This is a genomic window from Agrobacterium sp. 22-209-1 (genome assembly GCF_053522485.1).
This window is the reverse complement of the sequence record NZ_JBNWCH010000003.1, coordinates 130614-146035: the sequence shown is the minus strand read 5'-3', so window position 1 is coordinate 146035 and position 15422 is coordinate 130614. Positions and strand designations below refer to the sequence as shown.

At 60.3% G+C, this 15422-nt stretch carries 18 protein-coding genes; 9 read left to right on the top strand and 9 right to left on the bottom strand.

Annotated elements, in window-relative coordinates; all coding sequences use genetic code 11:
* Positions 1-82 precede the first annotated feature (82 nt).
* The gene (locus ACQZ48_RS08610) at positions 83-832 is read left to right on the top strand and encodes an SDR family oxidoreductase (RefSeq protein ID WP_191218456.1); all 750 of its coding nucleotides are present in this window, start codon (positions 83-85) and stop codon (positions 830-832) included.
* A 25-nt stretch (positions 833-857) separates the two neighbouring features.
* Here ACQZ48_RS08610 and ACQZ48_RS08605 read toward each other — a convergent pair whose 3' ends face one another.
* Together ACQZ48_RS08605 and serB are read right to left on the bottom strand one after the other, a co-directional pair.
* Positions 858-1421: a GNAT family N-acetyltransferase gene (locus ACQZ48_RS08605; RefSeq protein ID WP_448728734.1), complete on the bottom strand. Its 564-nt coding sequence runs from the start codon at positions 1419-1421 to the stop codon at positions 858-860.
* Entirely contained in the window at positions 1418-2308 is an 891-nt protein-coding gene (gene serB, locus ACQZ48_RS08600; protein WP_077981716.1) for a phosphoserine phosphatase SerB, read from the bottom strand. Before serB ends, ACQZ48_RS08605 begins: the two co-directional genes overlap by 4 nt.
* Here serB and miaA point away from each other — a divergent pair.
* Positions 2307-3203 carry a tRNA (adenosine(37)-N6)-dimethylallyltransferase MiaA gene (miaA, locus tag ACQZ48_RS08595; RefSeq protein WP_137410663.1) on the top strand — a complete coding sequence of 299 codons (897 nt, stop codon included), beginning with the start codon at positions 2307-2309 and terminating at the stop codon, positions 3201-3203. The two genes, serB and miaA, sit on opposite strands and share 2 nt — an antisense overlap.
* 7 nt (positions 3204-3210) lie before the next feature.
* Here the strand turns inward: miaA and ACQZ48_RS08590 are convergent, their stop codons facing one another.
* Complete coding sequence (locus tag ACQZ48_RS08590; RefSeq protein WP_077981718.1) at positions 3211-5220, bottom strand: ATP-binding protein; 2010 nt, start codon at positions 5218-5220, stop codon at positions 3211-3213.
* 382 nt (positions 5221-5602) lie between these two features.
* On the opposite strand from ACQZ48_RS08590, the gene ACQZ48_RS08585 reads away from it, so the two are divergent.
* The 4 genes from ACQZ48_RS08585 (at position 5603) to ACQZ48_RS08570 (ending at position 9126) form a co-directional block, all read left to right on the top strand.
* A complete protein-coding gene (locus ACQZ48_RS08585; RefSeq protein WP_077981719.1) occupies positions 5603-7396 on the top strand; it encodes an acetolactate synthase 3 large subunit in 1794 nt (597 codons plus the stop codon).
* 19 nt (positions 7397-7415) lie between these two features.
* Entirely contained in the window at positions 7416-7988 is a 573-nt protein-coding gene (gene ilvN / locus ACQZ48_RS08580; protein WP_003507555.1) for an acetolactate synthase small subunit, read from the top strand.
* A gap of 243 nt (positions 7989-8231) precedes the next feature.
* Positions 8232-8600 (top strand): ArsR/SmtB family transcription factor, encoded by a 369-nt coding sequence (locus ACQZ48_RS08575; RefSeq protein WP_191218479.1) that lies wholly within the window; start codon positions 8232-8234, stop codon positions 8598-8600.
* On the top strand, positions 8593-9126 hold the full coding sequence (locus ACQZ48_RS08570; protein WP_077981720.1) for an SRPBCC family protein: 534 nt from the start codon (positions 8593-8595) through the stop codon (positions 9124-9126). The genes ACQZ48_RS08575 and ACQZ48_RS08570 overlap by 8 nt, the downstream gene beginning before the upstream one ends.
* Positions 9127-9266: 140 nt before the next feature.
* Here the strand turns inward: ACQZ48_RS08570 and ACQZ48_RS08565 are convergent, their stop codons facing one another.
* A complete protein-coding gene (locus tag ACQZ48_RS08565) occupies positions 9267-10112 on the bottom strand; it encodes an aldo/keto reductase (protein ID WP_191218458.1) in 846 nt (281 codons plus the stop codon).
* Positions 10113-10276: 164 nt separating this feature from the next.
* On the opposite strand from ACQZ48_RS08565, the gene ACQZ48_RS08560 reads away from it, so the two are divergent.
* A complete protein-coding gene (locus ACQZ48_RS08560) occupies positions 10277-10870 on the top strand; it encodes a LysE family translocator (protein WP_191218459.1) in 594 nt (197 codons plus the stop codon).
* A gap of 6 nt (positions 10871-10876) precedes the next feature.
* Here the strand turns inward: ACQZ48_RS08560 and ACQZ48_RS08555 are convergent, their stop codons facing one another.
* From ACQZ48_RS08555 to ACQZ48_RS08545, 3 genes are read right to left on the bottom strand one after another with little or no spacing between them, the layout of a single operon-like run.
* Positions 10877-11665 (bottom strand): anti-sigma factor family protein, encoded by a 789-nt coding sequence (locus ACQZ48_RS08555; protein ID WP_191218460.1) that lies wholly within the window; start codon positions 11663-11665, stop codon positions 10877-10879.
* Positions 11662-12219: an RNA polymerase sigma factor gene (locus ACQZ48_RS08550; protein WP_165691108.1), complete on the bottom strand. Its 558-nt coding sequence runs from the start codon at positions 12217-12219 to the stop codon at positions 11662-11664. Before ACQZ48_RS08550 ends, ACQZ48_RS08555 begins: the two co-directional genes overlap by 4 nt.
* The gene (locus ACQZ48_RS08545; protein ID WP_170985530.1) at positions 12203-12577 is read right to left on the bottom strand and encodes a COG4315 family predicted lipoprotein; all 375 of its coding nucleotides are present in this window, start codon (positions 12575-12577) and stop codon (positions 12203-12205) included. Before ACQZ48_RS08545 ends, ACQZ48_RS08550 begins: the two co-directional genes overlap by 17 nt.
* A gap of 148 nt (positions 12578-12725) precedes the next feature.
* Here ACQZ48_RS08545 and ACQZ48_RS08540 point away from each other — a divergent pair, with 148 nt between their 5' ends.
* Both ACQZ48_RS08540 and ACQZ48_RS08535 read left to right on the top strand, forming a co-directional pair.
* Complete coding sequence (locus ACQZ48_RS08540; protein ID WP_191218461.1) at positions 12726-13085, top strand: ArsR/SmtB family transcription factor; 360 nt, start codon at positions 12726-12728, stop codon at positions 13083-13085.
* Positions 13082-13564 carry an SRPBCC family protein gene (locus ACQZ48_RS08535; RefSeq protein ID WP_191218462.1) on the top strand — a complete coding sequence of 161 codons (483 nt, stop codon included), beginning with the start codon at positions 13082-13084 and terminating at the stop codon, positions 13562-13564. Before ACQZ48_RS08540 ends, ACQZ48_RS08535 begins: the two co-directional genes overlap by 4 nt.
* Positions 13565-13570: 6 nt before the next feature.
* Here ACQZ48_RS08535 and ACQZ48_RS08530 read toward each other — a convergent pair whose 3' ends face one another.
* Together ACQZ48_RS08530 and ACQZ48_RS08525 are read right to left on the bottom strand one after the other, a co-directional pair.
* Positions 13571-14053, bottom strand: a complete 483-nt coding sequence (locus tag ACQZ48_RS08530; protein ID WP_137410657.1) for a DUF2269 family protein — start codon at positions 14051-14053, stop codon at positions 13571-13573.
* The gene (locus ACQZ48_RS08525; RefSeq protein ID WP_448728733.1) at positions 14053-15339 is read right to left on the bottom strand and encodes an SDR family oxidoreductase; all 1287 of its coding nucleotides are present in this window, start codon (positions 15337-15339) and stop codon (positions 14053-14055) included. Before ACQZ48_RS08525 ends, ACQZ48_RS08530 begins: the two co-directional genes overlap by 1 nt.
* Positions 15340-15422: the final 83 nt, after the last annotated feature.

The following is a 15422-nucleotide window of genomic DNA, read 5'->3' as shown; positions in this document are numbered from 1 at the left end:
TCACCCGCTCCGGCAGGAATCGGGTGGCTGCAACCTCGTCATCTCCCTATCCCTTGGCCTCCATTCAACGGAGGCCAAGGATATGAAACTACTCGACAATAAAGTTGCCATCATCATCGGCGCGTCATCCGGCATCGGTCGCGCGACGGCGACGCTGTTTGCCGCTCACGGCGCTGCCGTCGTCATCAATGCGCGTGGCGAGAAGGCGCTGGATGAGGTTGCTGGCGAGATCAGTGGAGCCGGTGGCCGTGTACACGCCGTTGTCGGTGACGCCGGTGTTGCGGAAACCCATGCGCGGCTGACAGATGCGGCTACAAGCGTGTTCGGCGGGGTCGATATCGCCGTCAACAATGCGGGCGGCGTTGGTGCGGCGAAGCCGATGGCGGAGATTTCGCCTGACGAATGGGCCTATGTCCTCAACGTCAACCTGACGTCCGCCTTTCTGGGGGCGCGCTATCAGATTCCCGCGATGTTGCGGCGAGGCGGCGGATCCATCGTCTTCACCTCAAGCTTCGTCGGAACCAGCGTCGGCATCCCCGGCATGTCCGCCTATGGCGCTGCGAAGTCGGGTCTGATGGGTCTGGTGAAAGGCATTACCGCCGATTATGCCGTGAGCGGCATTCGCGCCAATGCGCTGTTGCCCGGCGGTGTCGACACGCCCATGGCCGGTGATCAGGCGCAAAAGGACTGGGCCGCCGGGCTGCATGCGATGAAGCGCATTGCCGAGCCGGAGGAAATCGCGCAGGCCGCTCTTTTCCTCGCGAGCCCGATGGCAAGCTTCGTCGCCGGAGCGGCGCTGTTTGCCGATGGCGGCAATGCGGCGGTGAAGTGACCTTCGGAACTGGCGGGCAGGCGTCCTATCGCGCCCGCCATTCCTCCAGCGTCAGCGCGTAGGTGACGTGCGGTCGCAGATGCGGATGCGTTTCTTCCGGCACGCGCGGATGGTCGAAATCGCGCGATGGGTCGCGCTTCAGGCCAATGCGCTTCATCACTGCCGTCGAACGGTGATTATCGTGGACGGCAAAGGAGACGATTTCCGGCGTCTCCTTTTCATCGAATGCCATGACGAGCAGCGATTGCGCGGCTTCGGTGACATAACCGTGCCCCCAGAAGCGGGTGGCGAGCCGCCAGCCGATTTCCATGGTGCCGAGCGGGAAGGGCGGATCGAGGTTCATGACGGGCGATATGCCACAGAAGCCCATGACCTCGCCGGTTTCGCGCAGTTCCATCGCATAAAAACCATAACCGCTGCCGCGGATCATGCCGTTGATGGTTTCCAGCACCGCGTCGGCTTCCGCATGGCTGCGGCGGAAGGGGAAAAATTCCATGACCTTTTCATCCGCATTGATTTCGCGGAACAGGTCGCGGTCGCTCTCCTTCCACTCGCGCAGAATGAGCCTTTGTGTCTCACGAATGATCATGGAATGACAAAATCCGTCTTGCGATAGCCCTGGATGTAGAGGAGCGCTGTCAAGTCGCCATGGTCGATACGCATCTGCGCTTCGGCGGCGACGGCCGGCTTGGCGTGGAGGGCAACGCCTGAACCCGCCACATGCAGCATGCCGAGATCGTTGGCGCCATCGCCGACCGCCATCGCCTCATCAGGGGAAATGCCAAGCTTTGCGGCAATGTCGTTCAGCGCATCCACCTTGGCCTGTTTGCCGAGAATGGGTTCGGCAACAGTGCCATCAAGTTCGCCATTGGCTTCGCCCAGCAGATTGGCGCGGTTCTCGTCAAAACCGAGCATGGCGGCGACGCGACCGGTGAAAACGGTGAAGCCGCCGGAAACGAGGGCGGTATAATAACCTTTCGCCTTCATGGTGGCGATCAGTTCCCTGCCGCCCGGTGTCAGCGTGATGCGCTTTTCGATGACGTCATCGATAACCGAGACAGGCAGGCCCTTCAGCAGCGCCACACGTTCCCGCAATGCGGGTTCGAAGGCGATCTCGCCATTCATGGCGCGGGCGGTAATAGCGGAAACTTTTTCCTTCAGCCCGACTTCGGCGGCCAGCTCGTCAATGCATTCCTGGCCGATCATGGTCGAATCCATGTCGGCGATCAAAAGCTTCTTGCGCCGCTGATCCTGTTCCTGGATGGCGATATCGATCGGTTTTCCGGCAAGCGCGGCGGCAAGAGCGCTGCGTGCCTGTTCGGCGGCGGTGCCGGAGGGCAGGGCGATATCGCAGGCAATGCCATCGGCTAGCCAGTAGAGGCCCGATGCGTTGACGGCCTTCGCGGCCGCTTCGCCGAGGGCCGGTGTCAGAACGGGATTTGACGGATTGGCGATAAGCGTGGCAACGAGAGCCATGATGAAAAACCTTGATGAGAATTTTGATGCGATCCTGATAACCGGCCCGACGGCAAGCGGCAAGTCCGCGCTTGCGCTTCGTCTGGCGCGGGAGCGGAACGGTGTGGTCATCAATGCCGACAGCATGCAGGTTTACGACACCTTGCGGGTGCTGACCGCCCGGCCTTCCGACGACGAAATGGAGGGCGTGCCACACTGTCTCTATGGCCATGTGCCTGCTAGTAGCCCCTATTCAACCGGTGAATGGCTGCGCGATATTTCCGGCCTGCTTGCGAATTTGCGGGGTGAGGGGCGTTTCCCCGTCATCGTCGGCGGTACGGGGCTCTATTTCAAGGCGCTGACCGGCGGCCTCTCCGAGATGCCGGCCATTCCCGACGACATTCGCGAGGGGCTGCGCTCTCGGTTGATCGAAGAGGGGGCGGCAAAGCTGCACGCCGAATTGGTGAGCCGCGATCCGGCCATGGCGGATTTGCTGCAGCCGGGAGACGGCCAGCGTATCGTCCGAGCGCTGGAGGTTATCAAGGCGACCGGAAAGTCGATCCGGGATTTTCAACGCGCCAGCGGCCCGATGATCGTCGATCCCGACCGGGCGCAGAAATTCGTCGTTCTGCCGGAGAGGCCGGTGCTGCATGAGCGCATCAACCGCCGTTTCGAGGCGATGATGGACAGCGGTGCGGTGGAGGAGGTGCAGGCGCTTCTCGCGCTTGATCTTGCACCGGATGCAACGGCGATGAAGGCGATCGGCGTTTCTCAGATAGCCGATATGCTGGCGGGACGCATGAGCCAGGCGGAGGTGATCGAAAAGTCGGCGGCCGCGACCCGGCAATATGCCAAACGGCAGATGACCTGGTTCCGTAACCAGATGGGCGACGACTGGACGCGAATTCAGCCCTGAAACGGGCCTAGTCCTTGCGGTAGAGGCTGCCGAGCGGCTTCTTCAACAGGCTTTCGCGCAGCGAAGGGCGCGTCTCACCGGGCGACGGGCCATTCTGCGCCTGCATCTGGAAACCCGCCTTGCGCAACTCGTTGACTGCGCCGGAAGTGGGGTCCGTCGAAGCGTTTGAGGGCGGCGCAGACAGCGCCCGCCCGGGCAGCATGTCCGGGCGATAGGGCTCATACCCCTCAGCTGCGGGCGTTCCCAGTTCACGCTTCCAGCTGTCGATCTCGTCCGTTGCCCGGCTTGGCGGGGCCGGTTCGGGGAGATCGGAGAAAGCCGCTTCGACGCTTTGCTGGAAACCGGTGATGACGGGTTTCGGCGTGGCGCGCATGCGGGTGACGATATTGTTCAGATCGACCGTGTCAGGGGTTTCATGGTTCGTATGGTTGATGGTGCCGCTCGCTTTCGGCAATTTCGCGGTGGCAACGCGGTCGAAACGCATGCGCATCGGCACATTCACGGCCTCGCCGAAGGCGATGGCTTCGCCATTGCCGATGGAAGAGAGAAAGCTCGTGGTCGAGGTCGAGGCGTTCGGCACGGCGGAGAGAATGATCTTCTGGTCGATCTCGTTCGACAGCCGCATGGCGAACACGGTCGAGCATTGCGACAGGATAGTCTGGTCCAGCTCGCTTGGCCGCTGGCTGATGACGCCGAGCGAAATGCCGTATTTGCGGCCTTCCTTGGCGATCTGGGCGATGGATTGCCGGGTAGGGAAAAAGCCGCGCTCGGGGTCGGCGGGCACATAACGGTGCGCTTCCTCGCAGACGACAAGCATATGCAGCGAGCCGCGCGCCAGCACCGCCAGTTCGAAGGACATGCGGCAGAGGACGGAGACCACCGAATTCACCACTTCGGAGGGGATGCCGGAAAGCTGGAATACTGAAATCGGCTTGCCTTCCCCGGGAATACGGAAAATATGCGCCACCGTCTCCAGAATGGTGTCGCTGATCGTATTGCTGGAGAACATGAAATTATAGCGTGTGTCGTTGATGGCCGAGAGGATACGGCCTTTCAGAGAGCGCAGCGCGGGTTTTTCGCTGCGCCCTTCCAGTCGACCGATACGCTCGTCGATGAGGGCGAGAAGATCGGCGATGCGGTAGGGCACCGGCGTATCCGGTGTGATCGCGCTCTTGTCAGATGTGCGGCGCACGGCGGAACCCTCGGTGCCGCGAAACGCTTTTTTCGCTTCCGGAACGAGGTCGCGAAGGACATCCATTTCTTCCGGCATGGGTTTACGTCCGCGGAAAATCACTTCCGCAAATTCTTCAAGGCGCATCAGCCAGAAGGGAAGGTCCAGCGTGTCGGTATCGATGACGACGGCATGATCGGGAAAAGCGGCCGCGAATTCATTATGCGGATCGAGAATGAGAACGCGTAGTTTCGGGTCGGTCTCGATTGCCTTGTTCAGAAGCAGCGAAACGGCGGTGGTCTTGCCCACGCCCGTCGATCCGACGACGGCGAAATGTTTGGCGAGCATCTGCGGAATGCTGATGGTGGCGTTGATCGTATCGTCCTGAGTCAGCCTGCCGATGACGCAGCCATCACGCTTGCCGCTGTCGTAAATCTTGGCAAGATCGCTGGTGCGGATGCGATGCGCCACCGCGCCGAGATAAGGGTAACGGGAGATGCCGGTGGAAAAGCGCTCGCTGCCGTCCTCGGTGCGATAGACCTCGCCCACCAGCTCAACGTCGATCAGCAGCCTGTTCGGCCTGTCCGCCGCCCAGTATTCTTCACCGGTGCGCATGGCAAAGACGAGGGCCGCGACACGGCTCGTTCCCATTTCGATGGATATCAGGCGGCCGACAGACCAGAGCTGCGACGCATCGGTGGTGCCCGGTTCGGTTTCGGCCGCAATTGTGGCCTGCGCACCGTTGCAGGCGATGACGCGGCCGAGCATGCGGTTTGCCGGCTGCTCGCCGGATCGCCGTTCGTTTTCGTCCATGCGGGACGCGTTATGAGACGTGTCGTTATTCACATTTTTTCCCGGTACATGCGGATGATCGCGTTGGTTCGGGCAGCATCTGCGCTCTCGAGACTAAAAGATTATGCTTAACAACAGGTGTATTGGCCGCGTTCGAAAATTTCGCCAAAGTCCGCTTTCGGGCAATAAAAGAAGGCGGCGGTGATTTTTTCCCGCAATATGCGTTGACGGCTGGGGCGTTTGTGGCTAACACTCCGGCCCATGAAAAATCTTAACGTACTTATCGTGGTGGGACGGCGCATGGGCAGGATGGTGTAACCATCCGGCGAAAGCACCCATGCGCTGAACGAGGCTCCTCTAGGGGCCTTTTTTTATGTCTTCAAACAGGCCCTCGGGCTCCTCGATATCCAAAGCCAAAGCGGGATGGAAACAGGCAATGACGGATAAGGACAATACGGAAAACAGCAATCGCATGACCGGTGCGGAGATCGTTCTGCAGGCGCTGAAGGATAACGGCGTCGAGCACATCTTCGGTTATCCCGGCGGTGCCGTTCTTCCGATTTATGACGAGATTTTCCAGCAGGAAGACATTCAGCACATTCTCGTGCGTCATGAGCAGGGTGCCGGCCACGCGGCCGAAGGGTATGCCCGCTCCACCGGCAAGGTCGGCGTCATGCTGGTCACCTCCGGCCCTGGCGCGACGAATGCGGTCACCCCGCTGCAGGATGCGCTGATGGATTCCATCCCGCTCGTCTGCCTGTCCGGCCAGGTTCCCACCACGCTCATAGGCTCGGACGCGTTCCAGGAATGCGATACCGTCGGCATCACGCGCCCCTGCACCAAGCACAACTGGCTGGTCAAGGACGTCAACGAGCTGGCCGGCATCATCCATGAGGCTTTCCGCATTGCGCAGACTGGCCGCCCGGGGCCTGTCGTTGTCGATATTCCGAAGGACATCCAGTTCGCCACCGGCACCTATACGCCGCCTTCCGCCGCCGTTCAGCAGAAGAGCTACAAGCCGAAGGTTCAGGGCGACCTCAATGCCATCCATGCCGCCATCGAGTTGATGTCCAAGGCAAAGAAGCCGGTTTTCTATACCGGCGGTGGCGTCATCAATTCCGGTCCGGAGGCAACCCGCCTGCTGCGCGAACTGGTCGAGCTGACCGGTTTCCCGATCACGTCGACGCTGATGGGCCTCGGCGCCTATCCGGCGTCCGGCAAGAACTGGCTCGGCATGCTGGGCATGCACGGTTCCTACGAAGCCAATATGACGATGCATGATTGCGATGTCATGGTCTGCATCGGCGCGCGTTTCGACGACCGTATTACCGGACGCATCAATGCGTTTTCGCCGAATTCCAAGAAGATCCATATCGATATCGATCCGTCTTCGATCAACAAGACCGTTCGTGTCGATGTGCCTGTTATCGGCGATGTCGGCCATGTCCTGGAAGATATGGTGCGCCTGTGGCGTGCTCTGCCGAAGAAGCCGGAGAAGACGCAGACCGCAGAGTGGTGGTCACAGATCGAGCGCTGGCGTGCCCGCAACTCCTTCGCCTATAAGAATTCCAACGATGTCATCATGCCGCAATATGCCTTGCAGCGGCTTTACGAAGCGTCGAAGGGTCGCGACACCTACATCACCACAGAAGTTGGCCAGCACCAGATGTGGGCCGCGCAGTTCTTCGGCTTCGAGGAGCCGAACCACTGGATGACTTCGGGCGGCCTCGGCACGATGGGTTATGGCCTGCCGGCGGCCATCGGCGTGCAGGTCGCGCATCCCGAAGCATTGGTCATCGACATTGCCGGTGACGCCTCGATCCAGATGTGTATTCAGGAAATGTCCTGCGCCATCCAGTATGGTCTGCCGGTGAAGATCTTCATTCTCAACAACCAGTATATGGGCATGGTGCGGCAATGGCAGCAGCTGCTGCACGGCAACCGCCTGTCCAACTCCTATACCGAAGCCATGCCTGACTTCGTCAAGCTGGCGGAAGCCTATGGCGCGGTTGGCATGTATTGCGACGATCCGAAGGAACTGGACGACAAGATTGCCGAGATGATTGCGGTCAACAAGCCTGTCATCTTCGATTGCCGCGTCGCCAATCTTGCCAATTGCTTCCCGATGATCCCGTCTGGTAAAGCCCATAACGAGATGCTGTTGCCGGATGAGGCGACGGATGAAGCCGTTGCCAACGCCATTGATGCCAAGGGCCGTCAGCTAGTCTGAGCCGGGAGAGGAAAAGGACATGAACGCACACCTACAACCCACCGGCTCGGCCTATTTCATCCAGAAGGAAACGGCCGCCGTCGAAAATCACACGCTGTCGGTTCTCGTCAGCAACGAGCCGGGTGTCCTCGCCCGGGTCATCGGCCTGTTTTCAGGCCGCGGCTACAATATCGAAAGCCTGACGGTTTCGGAAACGGAACATGAGGCACATCTGTCGCGCATCACCATCGTCACGCGCGGCACGCCCATCGTGCTGGAGCAGATCAAGGCGCAGCTGGAACGCATCGTTCCGGTGCACCGGGTTCTCGATCTCACCGTCCGTGCCCGCGAACTCGGGCAGGAACGGCCGATCGAGCGCGAAGTGGCGCTGATCAAGGTTGCCGGCACGGGCGAAGTCCGCGCCGAAGCGCTGCGGCTTGCCGATGCGTTTCAGGCCAAGGTGGTGGATGCGACGGTGGAGCATTTCATCTTCGAGATCACCGGCAAGTCTTCGAAGATCGATCAGTTCGTGGCCATCATCAAGCCGCTCGGCCTGATCGAGATTTGCCGCACGGGTATTGCCGCGATGAACCGCGGTTCGCAGGGGATGTGAGCGACGCAAGCTTGCGACAGGCTTCTCGCTAAACCGACGTCATCCTCGGGCTTGACCCGAGGATCCATGCCTTCAACGGCTGTGGATCCTCGCCTCAAGGGTGAGGATGACGGATGAGAGATATTCAACCTTTGTCAGCAGTCTGACCCGCGGTTCGCCGCGGGTTTTTTATGGAATTCGCTTCGCGGATTGATATTCAACCATATGGTTGACTTTCTCGGCTGGGACGCTATATTCAACAACATGGTTGAATTATCCGCTTCACATCTCGACACTGTTTTTCACGCCCTTGGCGACGCAACGCGACGCACGATGTTGCGCGATCTTTCGCGTGGCGAGCGAACGGTGAGCCAGTTGGCTCAGCCGTTCGAGATATCGCTCGCTGCGGCTTCAAAGCACATCAAGGCGCTGGAAAACGCGGGTCTCATCCGCCGCGAGGTGAGGGGGCGTATCCATGTCTGCCGCCTTGCGCCGGAACGGCTGGAAGAAGCGTATGAATGGCTGGATTTCTACCGGCAGTTCTGGGGCAGCCGCCTCGATATTCTTGAGCAGATGCTCAGGGAGGAAGATCAGGGAAAAATCCTTGCAGATGGAGGAAATGACAATGGCTGATATTGCAATGCCTGAAACCTATGGCCGTCTCGTCGAGCCGACCACCTTAAAGATCGAACGGCTGCTACCGGGGCCGATCGAGCGGGTATGGGCCTATCTGACACAAAGCGAGCTTCGCCGCCGCTGGCTGGCTTCCGGTGAAATGCGGCTTGCGCCAGATGCGCCGTTCGAACTCGTCTGGCGTAACGATGAGCTTTCCGACCCGCCGGGCCATCGCCCGGAAGGCTTTTCCGAAGAGGAAAAGATGGCGTCCCGCATCATTACCGTCGTTCCACCGCATCGCCTTGTCTTCAGTTGGGGCGAGGGCGGAGAGGTGTCAATCGAGCTTCAGGCTCTGGGCAAGGATGTGCTTCTGACGCTTACTCATCGCCGGCTGGTTGGCAGGAAGACCAAGCTCGATGTCAGCGCCGGCTGGCATGTGCATCTCGATATTCTCGCCGCCCGTCTTCAGGAAAAGGAACCGGCACCTTTCTGGGATACGTGGCTGGCGTTGAAAGAGGAATACGAACCCCGCATACCGTCATAAAGCCCCGGGTACTATTTGACCGACGGCGCGGCTTGCCGCGCCGTTATTGCGGTTTCGAAAGCTGGCGGTTCCCGGTTCTCACATTCCGTTTCAACCGCTTCAGAGCCTGATTCCGAAATGCCTGCTAAGGCCCTGTTGCGTCACAGCATTTCCAGCGCCGTCTTGCGCGTCGGCGGCGGGAAGGCGGCGTCGAGGGCGGTCCAGTCTTCCTCGGTTATTTCAAGATCGGTGGCGCCGCGATTTTCCACGACACGGGACACGCTGGCGGATTTGGGAATGGCGATGACACCGTCCCTGTCCAAAAGAAAGGCCAGAGCCAGTTGCGCCGGTGTCGCCTGATAGGCCTTGGCGATGCGGATGAGTTCGTGGTTCTTCAGGATACGACCCTGCTCGATGGGGGAATAGGCCATTAGCGGCACGCCGTGCTGCTGGCACCAGGGCAGAAGGGAAAATTCCGGCCCGCGCCGGGAGAGGTTGTAGAGCACCTGATTGGCGGCGCAGTTTTTGCCCTCGGGAACCGCGAAAAGCTCCTCCATGTCGTCGGTATCAAAATTGGAGACGCCCCAGTTACCGATCTTGCCGTCGCTCTTCAGCCTTTCGAACGCTGCCACGGTTTCGCCAAGCGGGTGTTCGCCGCGCCAGTGCAGCAGGTAGAGGTCGATGTGATCGGTGCCGAGCCTTGCGAGGCTGCGCTCGCAGGCCTCCGCCGTGCCTCTGGCGCTGGCGTTCCACGGATAGATCTTGGTGACGAGAAAGACCTCGTCGCGGCGGCCGGCGATTGCCGTCCCGACCACTTCTTCCGACCGGCCGTCCGCATACATTTCCGCGGTATCGACCAGCGTCATGCCGAGATCGAGTGCTTTGCGGATGCTTTCAACCTCCTGGTCTGCCGATGACCTCGTCTCGCCCATGTTCCAGGTGCCGAGGCCGAGGGCTGGAACCTCTCTTCCAGAGGGCAGGGTGACGGAAGGAATATCCTCATGCATGGTTTTGCTCCAGCGGTTGCCAATTGGACAATAGTCCTTTGTGTCGACTTCTCAAACCCATGGTGGAAGTGATTGATCCATCAAAAAATTTGACCTCGCCCATCGACGCGTCGGGATGGTTTGACGGCAGGGCGGCGGATAGGGTTTTGGCTCAAGGAGAGATCATGACCATAGAAACTTTCGCCGCGCTGGTGCTGTTTGCCTTCACCACCTCCATCACGCCCGGCCCCAACAATATGATGCTGTTTGCGTCGGGTGTGAATTTCGGTTTCCGCCGAACCATCCCGCATATGCTGGGCATTGGCGCCGGGTTTCTGTCGCTGTTGATCGGGGTCGGCTTCGGTCTCGGCGCGTTGCTGCATTCCGTGCCCGCGTTGTACACGGGGCTGAAATTCGCGGGCGGGCTCTATCTCGTCTGGATTGCGTGGAAGATCGCGATGTCGCGCAGCCTCAGCGAAGGTTCGGCCGCTTCCGAGCCGATGAGTTTCCTTGCCGCTGCCGTCTTTCAATGGGTCAACCCTAAAGCCTGGGTAATGGCGGTGACGGCGATGGCGACTTATACGGACGAGGCCCAATATTTCCTCACGGTCCTGATCGTCGGTCTTGCCTTTGCGGCCGTCAATCTTCCCAGTGTTTCCACCTGGGCCGGTTTCGGCTCTGTGCTGCGCGACTGGCTGTCGGTTCCCGTTCGGCTTAAATGGTTCAACATCACCATGGCTGTCCTGCTTGTCATCAGCCTCTGGCCAATGCTGAAATAACAGACCTCACGTCGGAAACTGCCGGTAACATTCCTCGGCGATTGCCTGCACCTCGTCGCGCGTCAGTTCGGCGGAAACGGCATAACCCAGCTCATTGTCGATCCAGTAGAAGGTCTCGACGCCATCGGCGCTGGCCATGCGGAAGCTGGTGGTGCGGTTTTCCTCGTTGTGGCCGATCAGCACGGTCACCCGGCGGCCGGTCTTGTCCTGATACATCAGCATCGCGCCCGGCTTGCCGCTGACGGGGATGAGACGCCCGCCGACGAGGTCGTATCCGATCTTCGACAGGTCGGGGATGGCAAAGGGATAACCGAGCCGTTTGCCGAGCCATGTTGCAAGATGCTGGCGTTCTCCGGCGCCGACTTCGACGGGGTGGCGCACCTCGCTTGCATAGATGAGATAGGCGGATTTCGCCTGTGCCGGAATATCTGTCCTCAGCGACGCCAGCGTCACGTCCTGTGGTGTCGAAAAAGATGGGGGCAGCAGTCTGCCGGCTGCAGCGCCCGCCAGGAAGATCAGCAAGGCCGCAGCCGTCTGGAGGAGGGCCGGTTTCAGCCGCCATGCGCGATCCTTCTTTTGCGGGCTGAGTAGCGATGCGTCATGCGGATGTGCGGCGGCATAGGAGGCGAAGGCATTGCGCAAAATGTCGGCCTGTTTTTTCCATGCCTCCACGCGGGCCTGCTCCTCCGGTCTTTCAGCCAGCCAGGCCTCGACAGCCGCGCGTTCGTCGTCGGAAAGAAGTCCGTCGACATAGGCGTGCAGATCGTCTTCGGTTATGGCGTCCGGCCGTTTCATCGTGGTCTCCGCAGGGGTATGATATTATCCGCCGCCAGATGCTGGCGCAGGGTTTCGCGGGCACGGGAAAGCCTGGACATGACGGTGCCGAGCGGGATCGACAATGTCTCTGCCGCCTCCTGATAGCTGTAGCCTTCCACCGTCACCAGCATCAGCACGGCGCGCATGTCCGGCGAAAGAAGGGCGAGTGCGCCGTGCAGCCGGTCGTTCTCCAGCGTGTCGGAGAACGTCTCCGCGCCAGCGATGCTCTCATGGCCGTCCAGGCTTTCGGACGGGTGGCGTTTCTCGGCGCGGTGGCGGTTGCGATAAAGATTCGTCATTATCGTGTAAGCCCATGTTTTCAAAGCCGTTCCACGCCATTGCCTTTTATTGGCCAGCGCCTTTTCCACGCAGTCCTGCAAGAGGTCCTCACCATCGGCATCGGAACGGGAAAGGCTGCGGGAATAACGGCGCAGCATGGGTATCAGCGCCAGCATCTCCGTTTCGAAGCTACCGGCTGCGGGGGAATTACTCCCCCGCTTTTCGTCCTTCATGCCGTCAGGGTTTTGCGGCATCCCATACACCGTTCACACCGTCGCCGGTGGCGTCGCCTTTTTTCATGTCCTTGACCCAGTAATAAAGCGGCATGCCATCCTTCGCCCATTGCATTTTGCCGTCCTTGCGCTTCACGAGGGAATAGGCGCCCTCGGCCTTGTCGCTGGCGGCTGCGAAAAATGGCGGCCAGTTCGTGGCGCATTTGTCATAACAATTGGATACGCCCTTCTTGTCGTTCTTGAAAGTGTAGAGCGTCATGCCTTTTTCGCCCGCCAGCACATCGCCCTTGGCGGTCTTGACGGTTTCGACCATAGGGGCGGCATAGGCCGTTCCGGCAAAAGCCAGAACGAGGGCGGGAACGATAAAGCGGATCTTCATGGATATATCCTCCTGGGTTCGGGCGGGCTGAAGCCGCCAGCACATCAAGAGACACCGCAGCCCCACGGATTATTCCCTGCGGCAACGAATTTTTGCGATTTTTAAACTTATCCATTGAGCTAACTATTTTGATATGATAGTTAGCCTTATGGAAAACTATTCAGGCGCGCTCGACGACATCTTCCAGTCTCTTGCCGATCCGACCCGAAGGGCGGTTATCCTGCGGCTGGGCGGCGGGGAGGCGAGCGTCGGAACGCTGGCCGAACCCTTCGATATGGCTCTGCCTTCCTTCATGAAACATATTCGGCAGCTGGAGGAGGCAGGACTGATCGTGACGCGCAAGCAGGGGCGTGTCCGGTTCTGCGCGCTGGAGAAACAGAGGTTTTCCATGCTCGATGGCTGGTTGTCGCAACAACGCGCCATCTGGGAAGGCCGCACCGACCGGCTCGAACAATTCGTCATGGCGCAACAGGACAGGATGTCCAGCAAAGGGGAGAATGAGCAATGACCGAGACTTTCAATCCCGATCTTGACCTGAAGATTTCACGCATCATCAGGGCGCCACGCCGGCTCGTCTGGAATGCCTGGACGGACAAGGCCAGCCTCGAACAATGGTGGGTGCCGCATCCCGGTCAGTGCCGGGTCGACCGTATGGAGCTTTATCCCGGCGGCGCTTTCGAGACGCGCTACAGCGAAGACGGCAAGGAATTTGGCCAGCATGTCAGCGGCTGTTTTCTGGCGGTGGATCATGAGCAGCGTCTCATCTTCACCGATGCGCTGACCGCAGGTTTTCGCCCCTCCGCCCAGCCGTTCCTCACCGCCGTGATGACATTTCGCGATCATCCTGATGGCATGGAATATGTGGCCTATGCCATGCACAACAATCTTGCCGACCGCGACAGGCATGCGCAGATGGGGTTCTTCGATGGCTGGAACACGGTTGCGGAGCAACTGGCGCAGCTTGTCGAGAAGCAGGCCGCGCATTGAGCCGCATCAACCGAACAGGGGAATATCCGGCTTGGTGAGCATCAGCCAGATGATACCGAGAACGGCGAAGAAGGCGGGGAAACCGCAGGCGAACCAGATGCGGTAGAGGCGGAACCATTGCGCCGGCAGGGCCTGTCCCGTTGCGGCGCAGTCTCGGGCGATATTGCGCAGCCTGATCTGGATCCATACCACCGGCAACCAGAAAATACCGGTGAAGACGTAGAGGCCAAGCGAAAGGGCGATCCAGCCTTCGGTGAGCGGCCAGCCGATGACGCGGGCGAGAAAATAGCCGGTCACCGGCTGGATGATCGCGGCGGTGGCGGTGAAGATCGTATCGGCAATGACGACGGTGCCTGAGACATGGGCGATCAGCACCGGGCTGGCCGTCCGCCGTGCCATCACCATAAAAAAGGCGATGCCTGCACCGGTGCCGAACAGCACCGTTGCGCCGATGACATGGGCAAGCCGCAGCAGTTCCTCAAGCGTCATCAGCGTTCATCCAGCGTGGCGAGGGCAACGAGTGTCAGGGCGATGGAAGGCAGAACCTTGACCAGAGGACCGAGCGGATCGAGCCAAAGCGTCGGTTCCAGCAGGCTGCCGCCGGCCAGATAAGCGGCGGTGACCAGCAGCATGGCGACAAGCGCCTTTCTGGTGAGCGGTCGAAGCAGGACGGCGATGCCGAGGCCTATATCGATGAGGCAGGTGGCGAGCGTGAGGATGACAGCCGGTGTCTGCGGCATAAAGGGCAGGAAATGCGCCGCTGCTCCGGTGATATTCAGCAGCGGCATGAGGCCGGATAGCAGCCAGAATAAAGAAAGGCAGAGAACGATCAGGGGTTTCAGCAGATATAATCTGGCAAACCACAGGTCCTGCACGCCGGAAGGGTGGCCGGCCAGCGTCTGTTCCAGGTTCTTGAGTGACACCGTCGCCGGTCCTGCCTCATTCTCCGTCACGACGCCTTCCGACATGACCGTCATGGCGGTCGAACGCAGCGGCGACCGCCAGCCGAGTCTGCCTGCGGCATCCGCCACGAGGCCGACGGGGCGCATGAAGGCGGCGGGAAGATTTATGACCTGAGCATGGGGCAGACCCAGCCATTGCCGGTGTCTGGCGACCACGTCCTGCAATGTCAGCGTTTCCTTCGCGGCGAGTTCGAGATCGCTGTCCTGCGCAATTTCGCTGTCGATCGCCGCGCATACCACGGTTGCCACATCCTCCACCGCGACCGTCCGGACGGCGATTTGTCCATTGACGAGCGGCACCACGAAGGGATAGCCTGCAAGCGCGCGCACGAGTGCCGTGCCGCCGTGCGCGTTTCGCCCAACCACCAGCGCGGGGCGCAGAATGACGTGAGGTAGACCGCTGGCAGCGAGCGCCTCATCGGCGCGGCGTTTAGTGGCGAGGAAGGGCAGGCCGGATGCGGCCCCCGCCGTGCGGGCCGATATCTGGATTATCCGTCTGCCGCCCGCCTGCGCCGCTGCTTCATAGAGCGCCAGCATCGCCTTTTCCTGCGTCGCGGCAAGGTCATCCGACAGGCCGTCCTGCAGCGCGCCCGCACAATTGACAATGACGTCCTGGTCATGGACGAGCGATGACCAATCTGTCGCGTGCGTCATCCTGGAAAGATCGGCTGACACCCAGTTGGCGAAAGGCCATTTGTCGCGGGCGCGGGTGACCGAACGCGCCAGCCCCGTCACGGCATGCCCGCGGAGGTGCAGGCTTTTGAGAACCTCCGAACCGATGAAACCTGTTGCGCCGAGAATCAATATCTTCATACGAGGGATACTAGCGACCGCGGCTTAAAAACCAGCCGCGTTTTATTGCCGCATTCTCACACGGCGATTCATCTTTCGTTCTT